20 protein-coding genes and 1 tRNA gene are annotated in these 23946 nt (G+C 59.5%); 3 read left to right on the forward strand and 18 right to left on the reverse strand.

Annotated elements, in window-relative coordinates; genetic code table 11:
• Positions 1 to 7: 7 nt before the first annotated feature.
• The 9 genes from AC07UC_RS31920 to AC07UC_RS31960 all read right to left on the reverse strand — a co-directional run bounded on the left by AC07UC_RS31920 (position 8) and on the right by AC07UC_RS31960 (position 5558).
• Complete coding sequence (locus AC07UC_RS31920; RefSeq protein ID WP_494908655.1) at positions 8 to 568, reverse strand: S26 family signal peptidase; 561 nt, start codon at positions 566 to 568, stop codon at positions 8 to 10.
• Entirely contained in the window at positions 565 to 1029 is a 465-nt protein-coding gene (locus AC07UC_RS31925) for a DUF2840 domain-containing protein (RefSeq protein ID WP_494908656.1), read from the reverse strand. The genes AC07UC_RS31920 and AC07UC_RS31925 overlap by 4 nt, the downstream gene beginning before the upstream one ends.
• Before the next feature lie 313 nt (positions 1030 to 1342).
• Positions 1343 to 2209, reverse strand: a complete 867-nt coding sequence (locus tag AC07UC_RS31930; RefSeq protein ID WP_494908657.1) for a replication initiator protein A — start codon at positions 2207 to 2209, stop codon at positions 1343 to 1345.
• 18 nt (positions 2210 to 2227) lie between these two features.
• Positions 2228 to 2518: a helix-turn-helix transcriptional regulator gene (locus tag AC07UC_RS31935; protein WP_494908658.1), complete on the reverse strand. Its 291-nt coding sequence runs from the start codon at positions 2516 to 2518 to the stop codon at positions 2228 to 2230.
• Positions 2519 to 2653: 135 nt separating this feature from the next.
• Positions 2654 to 3082, reverse strand: coding sequence for a DUF2285 domain-containing protein (locus tag AC07UC_RS31940; RefSeq protein WP_494908660.1), 429 nt, complete (start codon positions 3080 to 3082; stop codon positions 2654 to 2656).
• Positions 3083 to 3215: 133 nt separating this feature from the next.
• Positions 3216 to 3494 (reverse strand): transcriptional regulator domain-containing protein, encoded by a 279-nt coding sequence (locus AC07UC_RS31945; RefSeq protein WP_494908662.1) that lies wholly within the window; start codon positions 3492 to 3494, stop codon positions 3216 to 3218.
• A gap of 71 nt (positions 3495 to 3565) precedes the next feature.
• Positions 3566 to 3844 carry a DNA -binding domain-containing protein gene (locus tag AC07UC_RS31950; protein ID WP_494908663.1) on the reverse strand — a complete coding sequence of 93 codons (279 nt, stop codon included), beginning with the start codon at positions 3842 to 3844 and terminating at the stop codon, positions 3566 to 3568.
• Between the two features lie 92 nt (positions 3845 to 3936).
• Positions 3937 to 4140, reverse strand: coding sequence for a helix-turn-helix domain-containing protein (locus tag AC07UC_RS31955; RefSeq protein WP_494908664.1), 204 nt, complete (start codon positions 4138 to 4140; stop codon positions 3937 to 3939).
• Between the two features lie 218 nt (positions 4141 to 4358).
• Complete coding sequence (locus AC07UC_RS31960; protein WP_494909022.1) at positions 4359 to 5558, reverse strand: DUF932 domain-containing protein; 1200 nt, start codon at positions 5556 to 5558, stop codon at positions 4359 to 4361.
• A gap of 417 nt (positions 5559 to 5975) precedes the next feature.
• Between AC07UC_RS31960 and AC07UC_RS31965 the strand changes: the two genes are divergently transcribed.
• Positions 5976 to 6503: a Ros/MucR family transcriptional regulator gene (locus AC07UC_RS31965; RefSeq protein WP_494908665.1), complete on the forward strand. Its 528-nt coding sequence runs from the start codon at positions 5976 to 5978 to the stop codon at positions 6501 to 6503.
• Between the two features lie 87 nt (positions 6504 to 6590).
• Here AC07UC_RS31965 and AC07UC_RS31970 read toward each other — a convergent pair whose 3' ends face one another.
• From AC07UC_RS31970 to AC07UC_RS31990, 5 genes are all read right to left on the reverse strand, one after another.
• A complete protein-coding gene (locus tag AC07UC_RS31970) occupies positions 6591 to 6902 on the reverse strand; it encodes a DUF736 domain-containing protein (protein ID WP_494908666.1) in 312 nt (103 codons plus the stop codon).
• A gap of 861 nt (positions 6903 to 7763) precedes the next feature.
• Positions 7764 to 9887: a ParB/RepB/Spo0J family partition protein gene (locus AC07UC_RS31975; RefSeq protein WP_494908667.1), complete on the reverse strand. Its 2124-nt coding sequence runs from the start codon at positions 9885 to 9887 to the stop codon at positions 7764 to 7766.
• Positions 9888 to 10400: 513 nt separating this feature from the next.
• Entirely contained in the window at positions 10401 to 12011 is a 1611-nt protein-coding gene (locus AC07UC_RS31980; RefSeq protein WP_494908668.1) for an LA2681 family HEPN domain-containing protein, read from the reverse strand.
• A 21-nt stretch (positions 12012 to 12032) separates the two neighbouring features.
• Positions 12033 to 14342: an SEC-C domain-containing protein gene (locus AC07UC_RS31985; protein WP_494908669.1), complete on the reverse strand. Its 2310-nt coding sequence runs from the start codon at positions 14340 to 14342 to the stop codon at positions 12033 to 12035.
• Between the two features lie 32 nt (positions 14343 to 14374).
• Positions 14375 to 15535, reverse strand: coding sequence for a hypothetical protein (locus AC07UC_RS31990; RefSeq protein WP_494908670.1), 1161 nt, complete (start codon positions 15533 to 15535; stop codon positions 14375 to 14377).
• A 467-nt stretch (positions 15536 to 16002) separates the two neighbouring features.
• Between AC07UC_RS31990 and AC07UC_RS31995 the strand changes: the two genes are divergently transcribed.
• Positions 16003 to 21159, forward strand: coding sequence for a hypothetical protein (locus tag AC07UC_RS31995; protein WP_494908671.1), 5157 nt, complete (start codon positions 16003 to 16005; stop codon positions 21157 to 21159).
• Positions 21160 to 21247: 88 nt separating this feature from the next.
• Here the strand turns inward: AC07UC_RS31995 and AC07UC_RS32000 are convergent, their stop codons facing one another.
• Positions 21248 to 21394 (reverse strand): DUF982 domain-containing protein, encoded by a 147-nt coding sequence (locus AC07UC_RS32000; protein WP_494908672.1) that lies wholly within the window; start codon positions 21392 to 21394, stop codon positions 21248 to 21250.
• On the opposite strand from AC07UC_RS32000, the gene AC07UC_RS32005 reads away from it, so the two are divergent.
• Complete coding sequence (locus AC07UC_RS32005) at positions 21377 to 21727, forward strand: hypothetical protein (protein WP_494909038.1); 351 nt, start codon at positions 21377 to 21379, stop codon at positions 21725 to 21727. The genes AC07UC_RS32000 and AC07UC_RS32005 overlap by 18 nt on opposite strands.
• A gap of 462 nt (positions 21728 to 22189) precedes the next feature.
• Here AC07UC_RS32005 and AC07UC_RS32010 read toward each other — a convergent pair whose 3' ends face one another.
• The 3 genes from AC07UC_RS32010 to AC07UC_RS32020 form a co-directional block, all read right to left on the reverse strand.
• Positions 22190 to 22339, reverse strand: a complete 150-nt coding sequence (locus AC07UC_RS32010) for a hypothetical protein (protein ID WP_494908673.1) — start codon at positions 22337 to 22339, stop codon at positions 22190 to 22192.
• A complete protein-coding gene (locus tag AC07UC_RS32015; protein WP_494908674.1) occupies positions 22336 to 23550 on the reverse strand; it encodes a DUF6538 domain-containing protein in 1215 nt (404 codons plus the stop codon). The genes AC07UC_RS32010 and AC07UC_RS32015 overlap by 4 nt, the downstream gene beginning before the upstream one ends.
• Positions 23551 to 23679: 129 nt before the next feature.
• Positions 23680 to 23756 (reverse strand) — tRNA-His (locus AC07UC_RS32020).
• Between the last annotated feature and the right edge of the window lie 190 nt (positions 23757 to 23946).

Here is a 23946-nt window from a genome sequence, read left to right on the forward strand (position 1 = left end):
CGAGCCTTCACGGCTCGCCTGGAACGCGATCGTTGGAAACTTTCCGCGCTGGAGAGGTGGTGTCGGCGACCCAGACAGGAGCCGCACGACCAATGATCGAGGTGAGCGGCAGCGGGCCGAAATAGCGGCCGTCAAAACTGTCGGCCACGCCCCGATTCATCAGAAAGACTTCGCCGGCGGCGATCACGCGACAGCCCCGCCAGACGGGCAGCGGCCGGCCGCGACTATCTCGCTCGCGCGCAAGTCCGACGGTCACGCCCTGGGCGATGATGGAGGTGCCCTGGCGGCAGACGGTCGTGCCTTTTATTGCCAACACGCGCTTCAGAAGCGGCACGCCGTTCGGCAGATATTGACGCTCAGCCAGGAAGCTGGCGAGCGGTTCGGGCGGCATGACGACGGCGATATCGGCGACACCGATCCTGTCGGCCGGCTCGACGCGATAAAGCCCAGTGGGAACACTTGCCGATGCGTTCCAGATGAAGCGCGGTCGATGGTCGATCCACCCCGGAGCGACGGCGAGAACCGCGCCACCCAGCATCATGGCGATAATCGCAAGGCGCCGGCTCATGGCTCAATCCTGCGGCGCAGGAGCCAGGCCTCATGGCGCTGGCGTGTGTAAGGCCTGGGCGTCTCGCGCGCGGCAAACCGGCTGTGGGCATGGCGCCAGTAGTCAGGCGACACATCGACAGGCTCGATGCCGATCGCCTCGATGGCGTCGATTATCTTCAGCACTTTTTCGACATTTGGCCATCCGGTCACCGTGAGCAGTATCTCGGCGCCGGGACGCACATAGGCGACGGTCGAGCAGCGCTGACCGGCTGTGACAGCACGCAGGATGTCGATGCGGGACGCGACGGTGCCGAAGTCATTGGCCATCCATCGGACAAAAGCGAAGATGCTGCCGGGCGCAAAGGAGATGACACGACGACTGCGGTCGATGTTCCTGTTCGAAGCAACCTGACCAAACCGGATGTAGTTCTCGATGCGCTTCTTCAGCCAGACGAGCTCGACGTGGGTGAGATCACTCATGCTGCCCTCCATGCTTGAAGGCCGGCAGTCAGGATGGCGAAACGAGGATCGGAGGAAGCCGCCGAGCTTCGAGAGGAATAATGGGCGTCGAGCGTTCTCGGCGTGGCCGAACGATCATGGCTTCGCGGTCGTCCACAGCCTCGCCGATCAGCGCTTTCCGTTAGAAAGAATCCGAAGGATTCTCTGTTAGATAAGTTAGCGGCGCGAATTCGGCTGCCCGCTCCGTGCGTTAAGCGGTGTTTGGGTTCCTGAAATGACGAGGATCGGGTTCCCGAAATCCCGTGTCCCCGAGTTCCCGAAATGACGAGCTGATTCACAGCTTTTCCCCCATGGTCGCTGTCAATCGGGAGCGCGCGAAAGGTTCAGTGCGATGGGCCTTGAAGGTCAGCAGCGGTTCGCCGGCGCGGTTGAGGCCGAGCGCCAGCCGATAACCAGGCAAGGGCTGCCGGCGCACGATGTCGCGGATTTCGAACGCGAACCGTTTGTAGGCCGAGAGACTGCCCGATTTGAGGTGGAGGTGGCGCAGGTCGAACGACCAGCCATGCGCCTGCCTGCCACCATGCTTGCGCACGAGACGATAGAGCCAGCGCTCGATGCCGCCAGTCAGATCGAAGTAGGCTCGGTCTATGGTGAGCACAAAGGCGTCGACCATGATGCCGGCATAGAACCAGTCCGGCAGGACAAGCTCGATGCCAAGCGGTCGACCATTCGGATGAGCACACTCTTTCCATTCATTGATCCAGGAGAAACGATGCATCCGCCGCTCGGTCGGCTGACGGATCGAGGTCGCAACGGTGGTCGACTGCAGCCGGTCGAGCGCTGCCTTGAGCAGCAGGTACTCGCGCGCCGACGTTCCTCGACCGATGCAGGTGAGGATTTCGTGCGGTGTCGCCGCCATCAGGCGGGACGTTCGCAGTCCTCGGTCGCGCGCATCGACGATCTGCGAGGCTGCCCAGATCAGGATGTCGGCGTCCCAGATCGTTGCCATGCCATGTTCGACCGTCGCCTCGACACGGATCGACACGTCGCCCATGCGAAAGTCGATCGGGGCGACGCGGCGGGATTTGGCGAGCGAGAAAAACGGCCATGACATGAGGTCTTGCGCATCGCGCAGCGACATCTCGCCGGAGCGTGCATGGAACAGCTCAAGTTGAACTTGGTCGGCCGAACGATGCCGCATAGCCGCGACCCCTGTAGGTCAGGAGACGCGATCGCGTCTGCCGGCATAGGCCGGCGCGCGGGCGGCATGCGGCTTGGCGGGCGGAACATAGGTCGCGCTCGCATCGCTGGTGGAAGTGCGCGCACCAAGCTCGATCCAGGCGTGCAGATCATCGATGTCGTAGAGGACGCGACCACCGACCTTTCGGTATTTTGGTCCGGTGCCGTAGGTCCGGTGCTTTTCCAGCGTGCGAGCGCAAAGGCCGACGATTGGCGCCGCCTCCTTCGTTCGCAGGTATTTTTGGGGCGCGTCCGCGGGACCCTTCGACATCGCTCGATCTCCGTTCGGTTTTGCTGTCGTCCTGGCCTGCCGGGACGCGCGAAACGGACGATGGCCGAGATGAGAAAAGACGAGGGAGGGCAAACATCGGGGGATGTGTTTCTGCTACCCCTGCGAAGAAGGGCTTCAGCGATCGGATTTTCGGCTGCGGCTGTGCGGATAGAAGAGAAGGTCGCGGTAGCCACCAGCCACAAGACGATCGGCCCTTCGCAGGATCGCCCGAACCTTGTGCCGGAGATGATGATCACGCCAGTCTCGAGGTGCGATCGGCTCTCGTGACAAAAGCACCTCCGCGACCTCGCGGTAGGTGGCCCCAGCACGGCGCGCGTCATGAGCGCGCAGATTGAGAATGTGCCTCGCCTTGGTCTGCTGCGGCAGCGCGCCGTAGGCAGGACCGTGCGGTCGGCCGTTTAGTTCACGCCAGAACCGACGCGCTGCGTCCAATCTTGTTTCGAAGGCGTCGTCGAGCGGCAGGATTATGGCATTGATGCCAAATGAACCGTCGTGGCTCTCGGCAACCAAACGATGCGGTGAGGCCAAAGCCGGCCAAAGCACTTGGAACTCTTCGCCCGGCTTCCAGACGCTGACGTTGTGGAGCCTGGTAGGATGTATGATTGGACTAGTCGCGGCAGGTGTCTGTGTGCCCCGGAGTAGGCGCGGCGAGGCCTGCTCCGTCCAGACGATGTTCTCAGCTAACGGAAAGTCGTCGCGCGTAGTTTTGAAATCGCGCGCCCCACCGGGCCGCGAAGTTGGGCGGACCGACAAGTTCTCCGGAGCCTGAGCGATGTGACGCAAGATGGACGCACTCGGCGACGAAATCGTCGTTGCGGATTAGATACTCGGCAGCGAACTCCGCAGCTTCGTATTCTCGCATGTGCGCATAGGCAGCCGGATCGGTCCAATCGCCTCGCAATGTGCCACGTCCTCTCCCGGCACCCGCATCAGTCAGGGGCTTCGGAATGAGCATCCGTTGCGATACGCAAGTCGGGTAGTTGGAGAGTCGGCAAACCGCTGTGCTGATTCAGCAAACCATGGCGCTCAGTGTGGCGCACCGCCGGCAAGAAGATATCGATAGCCGTTCGTCGTCATCCAGCGGGCACGGGCAAGATGCGTCTCCCATGACCGGAACGCCCGCTCTGGTTCCTCGGCCGGGTCTATATGCAGGACAATCTTGGCGACTTCGCGCCAGTCCGCATCTTCGGCTGCCGCGTCGAGAAGGCGGATGTATGTGAGCAACCGCTCCTCATCATAGCCGGTCAGGATCGGGGCATCCGGCGCAATGTCGGCGACATCGGGATCAAGGAGCGGCTTAAGCATGGCACGCATGCTTTGCGTAGAGATTCCTTTGCTCGTCGGAAATCCGAAAACGCCTTGGGTCCTTTGAGGCGCTCCTGGGCTGCTCTACAGCCTTATCGGAAGAACTCGATTGGATCGACATCCAGAACTGCAGCGAGCTTTTCAAGCATATCGATTGTGGCTGCGTGTTCCTCGCGCTCAAGCATACCGACATAGTTACGATTGACGTCGGCACGATCCGCGAGCTCCTCCTGCGACAAGCCAGTGGCATGTCTCAGCCGGCGTAGATTCTTCGCTACTCTCTCCCGCAAGATCATTGGGGAGGAGTCACCGGCTACCTAATATACTGCCACCCAATATACTAGGTATTCGTCTTTTGGAAACCGTCTGTGTGTGTGTTTCGCGAGCCGGGCGGAGCCCGGCGAGCCGCGGCCGCAGCCAAGGCACCGCCGAAACCGGCCAGCGTCACAGATCGATCTAAGATTCTTCAATCACGCCGCGCAGCCGGATGTCCGGCCGCGCGGCATCATGACTGTCACCCGGCCTTTTCCAACAAGGCCTTTGCCTTCCCCTCGAGCTCAAGCCGGCTATCCTGATGCGCCTTGCTACGGGCATGCGCTGTCATGCCCTGCACAAAATCGAAGATGCTTTCAGGCGGGCGGCCTTCCTCCTGCAATACCGTCTCGATGATCCTGCCCGTTTCACCCTTCGAAAAGCCGCGCTTGCGCAGGAAGCTTTCGCGGTCTTCGTCGCTACGGGCGACGATCTTCTCACGTGCGGCCTTAATCCCAGCGACGAACGGCGCCGGACTTGAATTGGCAAAGCTCGTCAGTGCCGGAGCTGCCTCATGGGCAAAGCGCTGCGCGGCGAATTTCGAATGCCGGATCGTGATTTCCTCGAAGCCTTCGACGCCCCACAGATTGCGGTTCATGCAGACAGCGCGGAGATAGAAACTCGCAATGCCCAGCGTCTTCGATCCGACTTCCGAATTCCAGCAGTAGAAGCCTCGAAAATACAAATCCGGTTCCCCGTTCGGGAGGCGCCCAGCTTCGATCGGATGTGTGTCGTCCACCAGGAACAGGAATACGTCGCGGTCGCTGGCATAAAGCGTGGTGGTATCCTTGGTGATGTCTACGAAAGGATTGTGGGTCATCGTTGCCCAATCCAGAACGCCCGGCACCTTCCAAATGGTGTCGCCAGTTCCGTTGCCCGCTATCTTCATGACGGCGGCGACAAGCTCGTGATCCCAGATGCGGCCGTAGTCCGGGCCGGTCACAGCGCGAAGTTCGACACGTCCGTCTTCCGTCTCAAGAGTCTTTATCAATTCCGCACGATGGCTCAAAAGGCCGTGCTGCAAGTTGATGCCGACCAGCGGTGCCGGAAGTTGGCGCATGTAGGTCGCCGGTGCGCTGACAAGGCTGCAAAGCTGGCCGAAGCTCCAGTGTGTCGGCGCAATCGGCTGCTCTTGTCCGGGCACGATAAGCGAAAGCCGCTCTGCATTGTCGCGGCTGGCCTCGACGCGCACGGCGCGGCTCTCGACGGTCCGGGCGGTGGCGCGGTCCGCTCGCTGCTTCACAGCATCGTAAAGCTCGGTCAGGCTCAGATAGCGCTCATCGTTGGGACGCGAGAACCATTCCGACGAAACCCGGCCAATCCGTTCGCCTCGCGAGATATCCACGCGAAAGCCGCTGGAAGCCGCCTGCTGCTGGCTCTCGCTGTTGATGATGGTGGTCATGTTCATTGTGCTCACTCCTTTTCCGTTGATGCCGAAGGCATGTCCCCCGGCATGCCTTCCGGGGGCGCGTGAGCGCGCGGGAGTGATGGGGGCCAATGCCGGCGCGCAGAGCCGGGCTGCGCTGTCGAGCGAAGCTTGATGGAGTTGATGCGAGACTTCCTGGCAGTCGACAGCTTTGCGAGCCGGCGGCCCTGCTCTGCACAGGCAGCATTGGCGGGGAAGCGAGGGGAAGTCCCTCGCTTTCCAACGGATCGGCAAGGTTATCCGCAGCCGATCGGAACGATGAAAGCGTAGCTTGCCTTTGTAAAATTGGCGGAGAGATGTGGATTGTAGAGAGGAAACGGACTATTTGCCTGATTGGCGGATTGGGTAAATCCACGACTTTTAGTACGTCCGATAAGACAAGAGGAAAACTATATGACCATTTCTACCGAACAAGACAGCAAAACGGAAATCGTGTCGATCGCCGCCGACATTGTCGCCGCCTATGTTTCGAACAATCCAGTGCCGGTCGGCGACTTGCCGAAGCTGATCGGTGACATCCATGCCGCCCTGCAAGGGATCGGCACGCCGGCGACGGAACCTGTGGTCAAGCAAGAGCCGGCAGTCTCGATCAGGAAGTCGGTAACAGCTGACTACATCGTCTGCCTGGAAGATGGAAAAAAGTTCAAGTCTCTGAAGCGCCACCTTGCTACACATTACGATCTGAGCCCGGACGACTACCGCCAGAAATGGAACCTGCCGTCCGACTATCCGATGGTGGCGCCGAGCTACGCGGCCACCCGCTCGGCTCTTGCGAAATCCATAGGGCTAGGCCGGAAGGCAGTAGCGCCGGCCGTGGTTGAAAGACCAAAACGAGCTGCTCGCGCAGCAGCAGCGAAAACGACCCCAGCGGCAGTCAAGTCGCCGGTGAAGAAGGCGCGTAAGGCACCCGCCAAGGCGTAGCGTGCTGCACCTGACAGAGTTGCCAGGCAGTGGCGGACCTGAACATGACGAAGCCCCGCTTGCGGCGGGGCTTCGTGTTAGGTCGGATCACTCTGCGGCGCGGCGGGACCAGATGAGTGAGAACTCCCCTTCGGTTTCGGTCTCGACCAGGCTCGCATAGATCGGAGCGGGGAAGCTTGGATCGTCGAGCTTGACGGAGTGGTAGTCGCGGCCCTCGCGAGAGGTCTTCTTCCAGGCCGCGCCGAACTCGGTGGCGCCGGCGAAGATGCGGTAGTCCGGGCCCTTTTCGTTGTCGCCCTCGGCGGGGACGAAGTCCACGGCCTTGACGTTGAGGTTGAGCGTCTTGACGGAGCCCTTGAAGCCCTTAGCGGTGCTGGAGAAAGTGCCGATCGTAGCCATTTTGGTAGTTCCTTCCGTTTGATCGGGCCGCGCCCATCGCGGCCTCGATGGTGGTCGTGAGACCGGGGACGATCGGCCCCGCACCCGAAGGGCTGGAACGCAATGAAAGGCGGCCGGTGACAGCTTTTTTGTTTCGCGATGCAAAGCCGAACCGGGGTCCCCATCCGGCTTGCCGCATGGGGTGGTTGGGCGGCGGAAAAAAGCCGGCGGCGGACGTTGCGGGAAGACGATCGAGGCGCAGCGAAGCGAAGGCGGTCTTCGGTCAGACCCAATCCATTCGAGGACGCCGTGGGCGTGGTTCGAGCCGGCAGACAGGGGGAACCGCCACGATGGCATGGAGATCGGTCGCGCTTTCTCAACTACATAGCGAAGGGTTCCGGCAGCCAGCCCGGGACGCCCCATAACTCCAGACCAGGGAAGGGTACCCTCCGCCGCCATCGACGACGATGGCGTGCCGAACCGCGCGATCGTGTCTATCGCTGCCTGGACGGCACAAGGCGCCGAGAAAGCGGCGGCATCCGCATCCATCGCGTATCGTGACGTTCCGAGCTTGCTCGAAGCTGTCGATGCAATGCGGACGTGATCAAAGACGACACCGGGGGCGAGTTCTCTCTCATCTGCTCGCGTCGCGCCGCTGAGTGATCCAACTCTAACACGAAGCCCCGCAGCGATGCGGGGCTTCGCCAAGGGAGGTTCGCTCTCCGCCGTTGAAATAGGAGTCGATGGCGCTGTTCTGCATCGCTTCTTTTGCTTCGATCCTGATGTCGAGCTGTCGAGGTTCCGGCCGCGCCATTGGCGCGGCCGGAAAATTCACATGCGGTCCATGCCCGGAGCCGCCGAAGCGGCTCCGGGCATGGCGGCTTATTCGGCTGCGACGTGGAAGGGCTCATCTTCTTCGGGAGAGGCGGCGCTATCGAGAGATGCAAGGTCTGCTTCCACACGTGCAAGGTCTGCCTGCGGCTTGTCCGATGCCGCCGCTTCCGCATCGTTCACGTCATGCCGCTCCCCGTGCGCCGTGGGCTCTGGCGTGCGCATGATCGCCGGGAGCCATCCGGTTCCGGCGAGCAACTGCTCGGCAGCCTCCGCCATGGGCTGCTTCTTCAAGGCGGACAGCCTGTCCACTGCTTCTTTGCCGACAACTTCGTGCACGGCTTCGAGGATATGCGCCTTGGTGACACGTCCAAGATAGGTCCGCACGGTCGGCGTCCAATGCGCTGTCATGTCGAGCGCGACCGCTGTTACCAGCCTGTCCGCTGTCTCATGGGCGCGAGGCTTGCGCTCCCAAGGCTGCTTCACGGCATTGACGGTGAGCGAGGCGCAATGCGCGAATAGCGCCATGACGCTTGCGTGGTCGAGTGAGATGACGAAGCGCCACAGGTCGGCCACGTCGCGCGGCATGTCCGCCGCCCAAGCCGCATGACGATCCGCCAGCGCCTTGCCCGCCGCCGTGTCCTCGATGCCATCCGCGTGACCGCCAAGATGCGCGCTGCTCGGGCGAATTTCGAGGCAATGGGCTTCCATGCCCTGATAGAAGGTCTGCGCGGCAAGCGTATGCGTCACGGCGACAAGGGCAACGTCCGGATGTTCACCAAGTGCAAGGCGAAGGCCAAGCGTCCGGTGGGCAGTCAGGTCGCGGACGAGCAGATCGGACAGTGGCTTGCCATCGTCCTCTGCTTCTTCCTCGTTGCTGCCGCCATCGGGGTCCGAACTGATACCATGCTCGATGATTTCGCCATCATCATTGACGGAGTAGCCCTCGCCACCAGCTGGGGCCTCCGTTTCTGCTTCCGGCCGCTCATCTTCGGCGCGGATGAAACCGCGTTCGACGCGGGCCTTGCCGTCGTGCGAAACCACGACGAATAGGCCGCCCCGAGCAACATCGTCCGCATCGTACGCGTGGCGCAAGGCGTCGATGCGCTCGATCTCGGCTTCAAGTTTGCCGAAGCGCCCATCCACATCGTCGGGCAATTCCTCGGCGCTGTCCCATTCCTCCGTAAGCTGGGTGAACGCCTCAGAAGCCGCCTCATAAGCGGCTTCGTCTTCTTCCGACAGGACTACCGGCTGCGGGTAGGTGCGGCGCAGGCCATGTGCATGCGGATAGTCGATATGGACATCGGCCCATTTCCAGCCTTCGGCCTGCCTGACAGTCTCTCCGATACCCTGCAGCTTCGCGATGACCAGTTGGTCGAGCAAAGCGGCGTCTTCGTAGAAGCCGCCGCGATCCTCGGTGAACAGGTCGCGCAGGATGGCGCCACCAGCTTCCATGTAGACCTCCGCGCCGATGAAGATGGCACGGCGATCGCTAGCCGCAACATTGGTCCGCGTCAGTTCGCGGCGGATGATGTAGGGCTCTCGATTGTAGGTGAGGCTTTCGAAAACCTGCTCCTGCCGGGCGTGATCGTCGGTGATGGCGAAGGCCATCAACTGGTCGAGCGTCAGATCGCCATCGCGGTAGACCTGCATCAGCCTGGGGCTGACCGCGCCAAGCCGCAGGCGCTGCCGCACGACATGCGCGGTAATGCCGAAACGGGCGGCGATCTCTTCCGCACCCCATCCGCGTTCCTCATGCAGTTCCCGGAACGCCTCGAACTGATCGGCCGGGTGCATGTCCTCGCGGGTGATGTTTTCGTCAAGGCTGATTTCATGCGCGTCGTTCACCGTGTCGATGACGCAGCGGATCGGTTCGGTCTTCTTGATCTGCTTGCGCTTCACGCGCAGCAACTGTGCCAGCCTGCGGCCCTCGCCGATGCTGACGAAGTAGAAGCCGGTTTCCGCGCCCTCTCCGTCAAGCTCGGGCTCCACCACAAGATTTTGAAAGATGCCCTTGGCGGCGATGCTGGCTGCGTAGGCTTCGATGATCGCCTCGCTATGCGGCGTCTTGCGCGCGTTGCGGGGCGATTTCTTCAGCTTATTCAGCGGAATGAAAACGTCAGTGCCGCTCTCGCTTGCAGTTGTGGTTTTCGCACTCGTTTCATTGTTCGTCATGGTTCTGGTCCTTTCCCGATAACATGCCGAAGGCATGCCCCTCGGCATGCCTTCCGGGGGCGCGTGAGCGCGCGGCAGAGAGGGGGGCGAATGCCAGCGAGCGGAGCTGGGCTGCGCGTCGAGCGGGGCGGATCGGGTGAGTTCAGAAACAGATGGTCATGTGCCGCCTTGCGAGCGGGCGGCCCCGCTTTGCGCAGGCGGCGTTCGCGGGGGGAGAGATGGCCAAGACCATCTCTCCCATGTTCGGATACGACTGGTGCTTGGCGTAGGAAACTCAGGACGGCGATGGAAACCGTAGTCACTGCGAGTTCCGATAGCGTACAGTGTTGTTGTTGTGCCTATGTCGGCAACGCTGTAACTCAATGCAACTTACCACCCGAGCCATATTGAGAAGCTGGACGACTTGCACCCAGCACCCAGCACCCAGGCGCCGATGGCGAAGGAGCCTAGAGCGTCGCATCTCGCGGCTATACATTGTGAGGTGAGGAATTGAGTCCAGCCCCTTACGCGTTGTTACACCGTCGCTTGCCTCGCCTGATATAATGGGTCGCGGCGTTTGCGGCGGTCTTCGAGGCCGTAGAGCGGCATCGACCCAAGGACATTGGTGTCAGGCCTGGCTTGCGAGCGGGTACGTTCCTCAACACCGATCGCCAAGGCGAGGTGGATAAGTGCGGATCGAGCAATCTTCATCACGCGCAGCGCCTTCGCTTCCAGCAGGTCGCTGTCGATCGAAAACCCCAAGCCATCTGCACTGGGCGATGTAAGCATGAACGGCCGAGCCCATCCTTCGTGAACCTGGAGGTATCTGTGCTCCAGCGCGTTGCGGATGTCGTGCAACTCGCGCGCGTCGGCTCCCGTCGTTTGCTTCAATTGATCGTCGAACAACTCCTTGGAGAGCCAGTAAAGCCCGCGCAGCGGCCAGTTAGGATACGCCTTGAGACGATCAAGAAGCCGATTTTTACGTTCCACCATCCAGACGTTCTTGAAATTTATCCGGTTCGCGGATTTTCCCAGCTTCCAATAGTAATCAATCAGGAATGCCACCTTATCGAGCAAGGAATAGGCGATGCGAAAAGCCGTACGGACGCGCTCTGTAGCTAGCGAGTGGAGAGGATAATCAAGCGTATCGAACAACCAGACGCTGCGGTCAGAGAAATGTACACTCGTGTTGTGAAGCCCCTCGTACAGTATGAAACGTGCCGACGCATATTCCTGCTTCATCTGGTTGAAAAAACCGATGACGGGGGGAGGTGTGATGCTGCCTGGCCGTTCGTCGAAACGTTCAGTGACCGGCGGCAGGACGAGATTGTCTGAAGCCGCTGCTGAATGCGCGCCGAGGTCGTTGATCGGGTTCAGGAATAGGCGGTGGCCGAGGCACCATTGCCGATAAGCGCGTTCCGCCTTGCTGCGGCCGAGCGGTTGCCCATCAAGGTCCTGTAGCGCGCGAATGCGGTCGAGATCCGCCACTGCGGCATATGTATTGGCGTCATCAACGATCCGCTGTCGCATCGCGTCAGGATAGATCGAGTCGAATATCGCACTGTCGGCGTTGGCGGCGATTAGTCCATCATAGGCGTGAAGGAGAAAAATAGCTCGTTGGCGGTCATCGTTCAGCAAACTGGCATAGTGCTTGAGCCCGTAGCTACGATTGAGCTGCGCCATGGCGAACTTGGGCATGATCCGAAGTGCTGCGTCCCATCCTTCGATGGCATCGATGAAGCGTCCCATAGTATTGAGCTGGTTCGCCCAATTCGTCAGAATTTGACAGCGACGAAGTATATCAAGTTTTTCGAACCCGCCGTGTGCGGTGGCCCGGGAAAGTGCGAGGATCTGCTGTTCGTGGTGAGGGTGTTCCCATTCCCAGGAGCCTCGGTCGCCGGCGACTTTCTCCTTCACACTCCACGCGTTGGCGCGGAAATATTCTGCAACCACGCTGTGCTCCGCAGTCAAGTCACGCTTCGCTAGCTCGTTTATCAGGTAGAGGGCGCGATCCGCGCCGGGCTCGAACCCTACATCGAAAGATGCGTCGATGAGCTTCCCGATATGTTCGAGCGCCGCATCGTTATCCAGCCTGGAAATCGAGCGTTCACGCAGCCTTTCTATGCTTTCAGGTGCTGCCGCCATGTTTCTCCTTGTACCTTCATTTTACACGCGGTGGCATTTCTTGTATTTCTTCCCGCTGCCGCACCAGCACGGATCATTCGGGCCAGGTAGGCGGCTTCGCGGGATCTGGCTTTCGCGTTCGATGCCATTCGGAATCGTAACCTTGCGTGCCGCCATGCGCGATACGTCTGCTTCAATCGCTGCAAACTCCGGACTTCCCTTCACTGGAACTTGAATGGCAAGCGGTACGGCGCGCGAGTAGCTCCCTGCAGGCGTGGCGTATACTAGCAGTGCGGTGGTACGCGGCGATCCCGCCATGACAGCTGCGGCGCTGGCTTTTTGTCGGATAGCCTTCAAGTCCGGAAGGTAGCCCGTGCGGTGTAGCCATATGAAGAGAGGCGGATCCTCGCCGAACTGAAAATAGCGGCTTGTCTGCTGCGACAAGCTGCTCCGCACCTGCCGCAGCATTTCTGAAAAGTTTTGGCGGCCTTCCTCGTCAAACGCCCTGATGTGACTAGTCGCCGACAGCCATCCTTTCTCTGCCGTCGTTTCTAATGCGTCCAGAAGCTTCTGACCCTCCGCAGGATAGTCCTGTCGTGGCGCAGGCTTGGTATTGAAGTCAGCGTTGGCAAAGTAGTTATCAACGGGATCGCTCTGGCCGTCCCACCAAATCAAATCCGGCCCTTCGGCGAGTTGGTCCTTTAGGGTTAGGTCGAACCGGTTCTTTGTCAGGTATGCGCCCAGATGATCCATTTCGTCGAAAAGGATCGCTTCGGGAATTCCCGCGACTGCTTGGCGGACTTCGAAATAGTGCAGCAGTTCGCCGGTCGTCGGAAGGAACCGCCGAAGCACAAACAAATCGTCAATCGACAGCGAGACGAAGGGGTATCGGCCAAGGATAGGCTCGATGCCGGGGAACTGCTTCGAAAGACCCGAAAAGGGCGAGAAGGATTCGACTGTCAGACCAACTGGCAGCACGGTCCGAAAGTCGATAAGTCGAATGCGCGCCGTTTGCACATAGCGACCAGCATCACGTTTATACAACGCAACCTCCTCGGCCGAATTCAGGTATTCAACGAACCGGCGGCATTGATCGTATGCCTTGTTGATCAAATCCTGGATGGCTCGGCTGTGACGTTTAAAGTCCGTTGCCGGAGATGCTATCGTGGCAGCTGCACCGGCCTTGGCCTCGACCATTATCAAGACATCGTCAAGCAAGATCAGCGCGTCATTCTCTACCCATTGTCCGGTGTCCGGATGGCGATACCAAACCTCCTGCTGCACGACCGCTCCAACCAATTGCCGTTCGAGCACGGAATAGAAAGCTGTTTCACTCATCTCCTTCTGGCGCGTTTCAAACGTTTTCTTGTAGTCGGGCTTGCGCTGCAAAAGATTCCAAAGAAGCGCGCGATAGCTGGAATCCCTAATGAAAGCGTGGTCGGTTGCGAAGAACTCGCCATCGAGCTTGACGAGCGGTCGCATACGCGCCGGCAAGGTTCGAAGCGGTGTGCCGGATAGTGGCCCTGGGGCAAAGAAATCGCTATGTTCGCCGCGCTCGAAGGCCAAGTCCTCCAACAGTGCGGGCGGCAGCTTCGTATGCTTGCTGAGATTGCAGACGCCGCCTCGGAACATATCTGTAAATACGCCTGCGGCTGCCGTTAGTCGCTCCGGGGCCTCGCGCTCCCATAGCTCGCGGACTTCATCGGGTGTCAGACCCTGCTCGGCATGGGCTTCCGCGGCAGCTCCCATGAGTTCCTGCATTTGATCTGCTGCTCGGACATGTCCGCCAGCCATCGATTGGGCTGCGGCCTGAATCCCGGCGGCAATCTCGCTCGCACCCATGCCGTAGGCTTCCCGCAAGGCATCATCGTGCGGTTCGAGAGCAAAGGCGTAGAATTCTTCTTCCAAGGCGCCATAGCGATTGCCCCTCATCAGCACCCAGTTTGATTTGACCGAGTGCGACATCGAGCCGGTTCGCTCGCCGAAAATGCCGTCCTCAACTCCAATCGAGCTAAACATGCAGTAGCGCGCTGCTGCGGAATGAAGCTCCTCTGCAACCGTGAAAATTTCGGCGCAGACCCTCTCTTCAAAGGCGCCCTCATGTCCGGGTGGAAAACTCACCAAGACCGCGTGAACATATTCCAGCACGAATTGTGTCGTGTTGAGCTCCGCCCGGTGCTGCGAGCGCTCTTCGCCTTCGGCGAACATCGCGCTCACTACCATTGTGCTCCAGATGTAGCCGAGCAGCTCGCGGGGCGGCAGCGAGAGGATCAAGTCCTTCAGCCGCAACGCCAGGCGTTCCATCGCAAGGCGGCTGTCATCCTCCGCTTGCTGGCGCTGTGTTTCATCCATTCCAGGGATCGACATAAACCGACTCGCTCCGCTCAGGTTCGCTGTTGTTGCATCACAGGAGGGTCGGCGCCGGCATTTCGCCCCTCAAGCGTCTTCAGAGATGTGATGGCGTCCCGCACATTCGAGATAACCTCGCACCGGAACACGCGATCGAGCGCAATGTTCTTCGACGAAATCAGCACACGAAGCGGGCCGTCGGTAAAAAAGGCGCGGCAATACGACAGCGCGGCGCTCGCATGGCTGAAATCATACAGATCATTGCCCTTGAAGCGACGAGGTTTGTCCCAGCGAAACGCAGCATGCAGGCACGCTTCGATATACATACCCCGCAACTGAAGCCGCATCTCCGGCTTCGATTTGAGCGCATGAAACAAGATATTCGCGCACATCGAACGGCACTGGGTCCATTCGGACGAATTGCGCAGAACCGGCGGACCCCCCTGTTTTTCGCCTATGTCCGAAATGACCTCGACCGCCATATCGGCAAAAAGATCAGCGACGCCCTTGAGTTCGTCGATCCAGACCTGCTCGAAACTGGCAATCCCGCTCGCGTGACGAGCGATGCCCTCGTTGAGCCTCGCTGCACTATCTCCAAGCTTCAGGTCGTCGGCGTCCGGCACATCTTTGATCATCTCGACCATCCCGGCGAGAGGAATGTCCCACATGTGATCAAAAAACGCCTTCTGAATCGCCAGCTGAGTTTCGGCATCAAAGAGTGTGTTGCTTGGATGGATGGCACCAAGAACATACGAGAGCTTCGACCAAACCAGATGGCGCAACGGATGCAAGTTCTCGCCGCGATCTTTGAATGAATGGAGGAAATGGGCGAGCTCTGTCGTGAGACGCGCTTGATTATGGAGCAGCGTAACACCGAGACTCAGCTCGTCGATCAGCCGGGCCGTCGCCAAGCGTGACGTTGAATCGGATTGCTTCAGCAATTCCAAAAACACACTCTCGCTAGCGGGGCAAAACAGCCTGCCTTCGGCAACGCCACTGCGCAGCAGGCTGAGCAACTCAAGGCTTTCCTCATCACGATTTCGACCGAGTGCCGCATTCAGCAAGAGAATCCAGAAATTCATATCGAGATAGATCGGAATTTTCGAATCGAGCGCGCAGCCGAGCTCAACGGCGCGAACCTTGACATGTTGATCGACCGAGATGTGTGGATTAGCGAGGTGCTGTTCGAAATTCATTCTGTAACCAATGTGGATTTTGGCGTTCGAAATACCGGATTGCTGCTCTGTCCGACTTAAAGAGAGGCTTACCAATATAGAATAACTGATTTGTGGGCAGTCACTCGCAGTTAGAGGCTATTCTATCGCCAGACCGAGACAAACAAAACGTCGACAGGGGTGGCGTTTCGGGCGCGGCATCGGCGCAGCACAAAATTGCTGTGCATAAGCGCCAGACTAAGAGGCCTTCTGGCCGAATTGACCGGGCGTTCGGGGCGAATGTCGTTGAATGATGAGGGGGCCAGGTCTAACTTGTGCGTTCCCGGTATGCGGCGCAGGTGCCGAACCTGATGCAGTAGGCAAAAAGCCGCTCACCCAACAGAATGGCACGGAAAACATCCAAGAATGAAAAGGCGCCGAGTCCGGCTACGACTCGGCAAACAGCGGGGCCAGGCTTCACCTTCGAGGACCTTTCCGCAGGATGGCTGTTGACCAAGATTCTAGCCGGCGTGGAGCTGCCCGGCGTTGGCACCGCAGGCATACGAATCCAGTCGCAAACCAGCGCGCTGCGGTGGCATATTGACGACCTGCTGGTGACGGCGGATGCCGACGGCAGTCACCTGGCGGTCTCGTGCAAGAGCAACAAGCAGGTCTCGGGCAACGGTTTACCGGCGGACTTTGTTCAGCGCGCCTGGAAGCAATGGCGAGACTCCGACAGCCCGATGCAGCGAAGGAGCGATGTGTTGGCGCTTGTGACGCGCGGGCGGCACGAGGCGTTCACATCGCCATGGAGCGATATCGTCAGTTGGTGTTCAGGTGACGACCCGGCACTCGCTATCGCGCGCATTCGAGAAACCCAGAAGCACACGCGCATCTTTGAGAGCATCCAGGCACCCGGTGGCACGATCACGGCAACGGACGCCGAAACCGTCGAGTTGATCCGCCATCTCGCCGTCATTCCGCTCGATTTTCAGCTCGATCAATCATCCTCGGTCGAGGAAGCCATCGCTAGATGCCGAACGCTCTTGCAGACCGGCGAACGAAACGAGGCACAATCGGTCTGGACCGATCTGGTGCAAATGGCTACCGACATGCGGGTCGGCTCCGGCACGCTGACGCTCCGCACGGTTTGGGAAAATCTCCGCGCCAAACACCGCCTCAAGGATCAACCGAGCTTCGAGGGGTCTTGGAACGCTCTCCAAGCGTTGACCGTGGACTACAGAGCGCGGATCCAGACCGCGCTTCCTTCCGGTATTGTCATCGACCGCAAAGACGACAAGGTAAAACTTGCAGCGCTTCTACGGGATCAGCCTGCCGTGGCAGTGTTTGGCGATTCCGGCAGCGGGAAATCGGCGCTCGTCAAAATGACGCTAGACGAGTTGTTTCCTGCCGAGAATCAAGTGTGGCTTGGCGCGGAGCAGATCGATTTTGCGACCAGCGAGATAAACCGATCCCGGCTCCAACTGGCGTACCCTCTGCACGATGTCCTTCAGGCGAGCACGAGGCCTGCCAATGTGCTCGTGATTGATGCGGCAGAAAAGCTTGATGCCGACGCACTTTCTCGAACCAAACTACTCATTCAGCGCCTGGCGCAGCCCACCGGTTTGGCAAGCAGTCTGCCGTGGCGAGTTGTAATCGTCAGTCAAACCGAAGGCTGGCGCGACCGGCTGCAGCCGTTGATCGGCCAAGCCGTGAACGATCATCTCGCCGTGGAGACCATCGGTGTCGAGGATGTAAGAACCGCGTTGCGCGCGAGCAGCGACCTGCGTTGGCTGGCTAGTCGGGACGAAACAGTTGCGGCCCTCACCAACCTACGAGTCTTGGGCTGGGTCGTCCAGGCATCGGCCGTGTTTCAGCCGGGAAGCGCGGAATTGACGTCACCTGCGGCAATTGCGGACCGTATCTGGGCATTTTGGACGCAAGACCAACCAGCCACCCAAAACCTGCTCATTCGGCTGGCTGAACGTGAAGCGGAGTTCGTGCGAAGCTTCGCGCTAAGCGAGTTGGACGCGACCGACGCCGTAATCTTCCAGAACAGGCCGGCGCACCTGCCGCTAAGGAAGAACACGCGCAACCGGATTGAGTTCGAGCACGATCTTGCGGCGGATTGGGCCCGATTCCAGCGGCTCAAGGAAATTTCGCATGATGTCGATCGGTGGGCTGTTCTGGCCGATAATCCGCTGTGGGGCGGGGCACTGCGCCTTTTCGGTCAATTCCTTCTGCGCGAGCCCGCCGGCACCGCGAGTGAATGGGATGAGGTGCTCTCGATCTTAGAGGCGAAGGGCGCCACATCCGCTGCTGATATCCTGCTGGATGCACTTTGCCTTGATCCGCAAGCTGCTCGATTTTTGAACGACCGTGCCGAACTGCTGTTCTCGAACAACGGTAAAAGGCTAAATCGCCTGCTTCGCCGGTTCCTTCACATTGCCACATTACCGAGTGCCCCGGAGGCATTGCAAAACGTCGATCGCTCCCTCGCACTCTACATGGAAGATAAGTACCGCACCCCAATCATCGGGCTTTGGCCTGCGATGGCGAATTTTCTTTATGCGCACCTGACGCAAGTTGCGGAACTCATCTTGCCAACCGTGGCTGACGTCTGTGCAGTGTGGCTGACGACGACCCCGTTGCGGCTGCACGGCGATATGCCTTTGCCGTTTCGCAAAGAGTTTGCCGAGATTGCATTGGCGACGGCGCGGGCGCTCCAGGTCGATCAGGGCAAAGACGTAATTTATCTCGGCGATGGTGAGCGCCCAATCTACGCGGCGGCGTTTTCTGCTGGATGGGATCTCCCTGACGACGTGGCCACCTGGGCGCTGGAAATGGCCGAGCGGCGTCCTAAGGCGGAGGCGGTTGCGAAAGAGATCGCTGACGCCAAAGCAAAGACGGCAGCAGATCATGCGGCGCGTATGAAATCCGATCCCGAGTATCGGAATCATCAGAAAGAATTGGCCAAGCGGCGGTCCATCGGCCCGGTGGGCTTCCTCAGTTCACGAAAGCTGCCGCCTTGGCCGCTCGGCCCGAAGGGCCGCGTCGAGAATGATTTCCGCCACGTGGCCCTTCATACAGCTGCGCTGACGCCTCTGATGAACCTGCGTCCCGAATTGGCCGGGGAGATCTTGCTTGCCGCTATCATTGAAGGAAACCCAAGAGAGGAACACTCTGACAGCCTGCATTTCGACAGGGTCGGCCTGGAATATGATGCCGAAAGCTACCCCACGGCCTTCTGGAAGAGCCAGTTCCTCACCTTCCTGCAAATCAACCCTGACATTGCGATGACAACTCTCATCCATCTGGTGAATTTCGCCACCGATAGATGGGCGCATACCAGGGAGGGCAACCGCCGGAAACCACGCCAGACCACACTTGTGATGCGTGACGGCAGGGAAATGTCCTATTTCGGCGACGGGATGGTCTTTGACTGGACCCAGCAGGAATCCAACTCAGCTGGACAGCTTCACTGTGCACTGAACGGCCTGGAACGCTGGCTGACCTTGCAGTTGGACCAGGGAGCAGACATCGACCACCACTTGACGCGGCTTCTGAACGAAGGGAATTCGCTCGCCTTCATCGGGCTGTTAGTGAACATCGCCAAATACCGGCCTGTTCTACTTTCGGGCGTGCTCATGCCCATACTCAGCAGCGATAGCGTGTTCTGGCTTGATGCGGGCCGGGTCAAGAACAGCGGATTCAACGCATACGCGTGGTGCAACGCGGGCGATACAGTTTTCAACACAGCGCGGGATTGGGCAGCAGCCCCTTATCGACAACAGAATCTGCCGGAGATCGTCAGCCCCCTCATTGTGAGAGACACGGTCCTTGCCGGCTTTCTAAAAGCGGCAATCACCAAATGGGAGAAGCCGGACACTCCGAAGGGGGCCATCGAATTCAGCATCCTTTGCGCGGAGCTCGACGAAGCAAATTACCGGGTCGTTCGTGATCCGGATACAGGGGAGGAGACAGTTGGATTCGACTACCCCGAAGCCGTCAAGGTCGAGGCTGCCGTGTTCCAACAGGCGAACGCTCCCAAATTGCAAGATCTCATGCTCGCGTATCGGTGCGAGCAGATCCTTCAGCAGCGCGGCAAACTGGCAGATCGAGACGCTCAAATCTTGGCGGACGTGCTGACCGCCGCGCCGACTGAAGACGAGCCTGACGACAAGGGCCGGCAAGCGCTCAACAAGTTGGCGGCAGGCGCAACGCTGGTCGCCTGCGCTGGAGTGTGGCTTGCAACGCGACCCGATATCGAAGCGGCAGCTAAGTCCGAACTCCTGGCCGCCGCCGAAAGCAGCGCAGAGGCTTCCGAGACATTGCGCCGGTCGCGGCGCATGATTTTCGAAGACCGCCTAAAGTTTGCAGCGTATGGAATTTTTCACCTGTGGCTCGGTGGCGGCGAAGAACAAGCGCAATTGGAGCGGGCTCTGCTTTGCATTCTGACCTGCAACGATGAGCGTGCTGCCGGAGCGGTGGGTTTCCTCGCCCATCGCTATCGAACAGAACTTGGCGAGCGCTGGTGGCGACTGTTGCAACTCGGCGTCCTGTGGTCGGCGCTGTCGATGTTCGGGCCGGATTACGATGATCCACCCGAGATCGAGGTTCGCTGGCAGCGCTGGCTGCGGTGGCTGCGTTCCCGACCGGTATCAGGCATGCCCGGTAACAAATCATTCCTCGATCCACTCGGCATTTGGCAACGGCTCAAACCACTTGAACATGCGCGCTGGCGTCGCAAAGTATCCGCCGGAGACTGGCTTCCGCCGCACGAAGAAAGAGCCTCGCACGGTCTCGATACCACCATTCTGGGCAGCCTTTTTGGCTGGCTGCTGGCGGAAGAGTCTCGTCCCGAGGGGGAAGATCTCGAAACCTGCAGCGAGGTGATCTTGTCGCTTTGGGCCTATGAAGCCGCCTTTTGTTCGGAGCACCGCAACGAGCGCGGCGAGTATCGCCTGCCTGATCAGTTTGGATACAAGATCATTGCTAAGCTGGCTTTCTATGCTGCGCACCTCCAGGCGGACCGCGCATCCCAGATTTGGCGGGGAGTGCTGGGCCTCGGCCCTGCCGCACGCCACCTCATCGAGCATTTTGTCGGTGCGTGGTTTGTTGAACTGAACCGCGGCTGCGACACAACCGCGTTTTGTGCGCGTTGGCGAGATATGATCGAGTTCGCATTGGACGCCGAGTGGACCAAAGGCGGCTACTGGTTCGACGACCTGCGGATATTGCAGCGACTGCTGGGATTTGGTTCTGAGGCGCTCCTGACAAATCTGCCTGATGCTGCTTCATCCGTGTTCGCTATGCGGGAGCTCTACCGGCGCTGGGCAGAAGCCAACTTGCAGGTAGATGAGGAAAATGTAGCCGGGTTTGCCTACTTTCTTGCTTCGAAGTCCGGGGCGGAATTACGGACCGATGGTGTGAAATGGCTGGCTGCATCGTTCGGCGGCGCAGGCAGTGAACAGCATTGGCGAGATCGGAGAGGCACCGGAGATGCTCTGGTCAATCTCCTCGACATAACACTCCAAGAGAATGCCTCGGTATTGAGGCAAGATCAGACGGCTCGGGATGCGCTAGTAGCGCTGGCGTCTTATCTTGTGGCCAGGCAGATTCCGACTGCGCTGGCGCTTCAGGAACGCATCAAGCGCTTGAGATGATTCCGTTTTCTCGAAGACTACTTCACCTGCACCACGTCGGCTGCGGTGTCGGCGAGGTCGTAAGCCGTTCCCGCGTTCTTGATCCTTCTTAGCTACGGCCATAGTGGCCCTCGTGCAAGATGTCGGCGTCAGCCACTGCCCTCACGAATGCAGCCCTTGCCGCGCTGGCCTCTTTGAGCCCGTCCAAGACCGCCAAGCAGGCTTTTCGAGCGGCCACATGGCTTTTCGCCGTCACGGCCTGACTGTCCAGGACGCCAACAATCTATACGACGCGCTGTCGTCCGCAGAGCGACAGATGGTCCAAGACAATTTCGCCAAAACGATGAAGCGCCGTGGGCAGAGAATCGTTCGGCTGGCCGACCAGGCACCTTTGGATCGCTTCGTCTTGATTGCGATCGTGCTACGATCCGCTCTGGTTGCTGCACGAAGAGAGAGATGGATGCGCTTAAGGTGCCTGATTGACTACTTTTCCCACTCGATACAAAGTTTGTCGCCCAAGGCCCTCACCGCACGATCAATCGCGCGAAAATTATGCTTCTTGCGCCGCTGGACCCTGCCGGTGAAGTAGCGGGGCCATGCCTCCTAATTTCGAATGATCATCGACTAACTCTACGGGCTATGCAGAGCGTCGCCGATAGCAGAAGAGTGCTTCTTCGATAGTGGGACTCGCGATGTAGCGGTCTCCCGCTACCAACCCCCGACGGGCAGAGAGCGTTCCCATTTTCAGGTCGCAGCCGCAGATTATAGCCCGAGCCGAACGCAGGCCTTCACTGCACTAGGAAAGCCCGCCTACGCATAGGGCATGCTACATTCATGGCCCTGCAGAAAGGCGAAGCAGTGAGGCGATATTCGCCTGCGCTTCGACCGATCACCGCGCAGCGGATTGAGCGAGCGCTCGACCGCGTGGCTGAGATCATCGTGGCGCGCGGCAGCCAAGGCGAGACATGGCTCCCCCTCTACGACCATCTTGAGCACGCGCTCCAGGACTACCAGGCCAAGGAGGGACGCCTTGCCGCAGTCCATCAGCGCGCTACACGATTGAAGGATCAAACGGCAACACGATCTTCATAAGCTCCTCCTGCCACATCTTCATGTCGCCGCCCTCGCCGTATTTCGGACGGTCTATGGTGTGGCCCATCAACATGCGGCGGAGTTCCTCATCCAGCCTGGCGTTTTTCATGCGGTCTTCAAACGAATGGCGCAGCGAATAGACCGTTGTTTGTCGGTTGGGAACAGTTTGTGGATCTCGAAATGCTTGTTGAGCAGGGCTGATAGCGACGCCTCGCGATCCTTGTACCTCGGAAAGCCATTCGGATGCCTCTTGAACACTTCAAGTGCCACGCCGACCAGGGGCACCTTGCGCACCGATGAGGCTGTCTTGATCTCACGTGGGTCGTCAGGATCCTCGCGTGGCTCGACCGAGATGTGAGGCACCTCGTGGTCGAGATGGATGACGCCGGCGTGCAGGTTGGCGAGTTCACTCGGCCGGGCCCCTGTCTCCGCGAAGGCAAGTACGATGCCTCGCGCCTCATCGTTGAGCGTCGCAAGCGCGCCGGGCGCGAAGATCCTGTCGCGTATCCAGTCGGTCGGGAACGGTGGACGACTGCGTTTCGACTTATCGCTGAATGAGAGATCGGCGAACGGGTTCTTCTGTTCGGGTGAACCGAGATGACGATAGTAATCGCCATAGAGGGTTCGCAGGTTCCCCATATTTCGGTTGCCGGTCGACGCCGAACGGTCCGCCTTCCCCGTTATGGGTGCAATTCGATCCAACCAATACTTGTGCACTGCACGTGCGTCGTCGCGCGTGATCTCACCCATTGGTTTGTCGCCAACCAGCGCAATGAAGACATCGACGCTCATTTGGCGTTTTGCCTTCCATCGTTTCTTCTGCTCAGCGCTTTTGGTGCGGAGTTCGTCGCGGACGATCTCATCGAAATAGAGTTTCAGCGCTTCCGATATCTTGTCGTCAGGACGGGAGACAGTGCCAGTGACCGCGTCAACCACGAGGGAGCTGGCTGGCTTTCCAATCGTGGCCTCGACCCGCTGCAGGATCGTGTCCAGCGGCTCGGCGACTAGGATGTCGGCGAGCGGCCGGTAGACGAACCCTAGCGCCTCTGCGCGCTTGATAGCGCGCTGGTAGAGAATGCGCGCGGCATGCGGATTTTCGCCCAGCATAAGTGAGGACCATAGCGCGTTGTCGGCAGCTTCATGGAGATCGCGCGCGGTGCGCGCCTTTGACCGGTCTGCCGTGTCCAACGCACGGCGTACGAATGCACCGCGATCATCGAGATCCCTTAGCTCCTTTGGGACACGTCTGTAGTAGTGGAAGCGATCGCCTCTCCGTTGGAGAAAGCGATCTGGATCATGCTCTTCGCGGCGCCGTCCCATGTCTTCAATATACCATTTGTATCACAATAAGTAACACAATAGGTATCACAAAAAGCCAAAACAGCGCAAGAGTCGCAGCCGCCTCCGCGAAATTCTACAGCAAAATCAATAACTTATTGGAAAATCCGATGGTACCGTTGGCTGGGATCGAACCAGCGACCTCCGGATCCACAATCCGGCGCTCTAACCAGCTGAGCTACAACGGCACATTTGCCTGGGCGTGATCTCGTCGGAAACGCGTTCCACTTGACCCACTCTGTCGTTCGGCGATGCGTCCTTACGGGCTTATGGATTTTAATTCAAGGCTTTTGCGAAGCAAAGACCACTTCCCCACATGTCGCCGCGTCGAGCAGGATCCACCGGGCAAAGAAAAAGGCCGGCGGGAGGAGGTGCCGG

The organism is Mesorhizobium sp. GW821-FHT04C10, assembly GCF_059420305.1.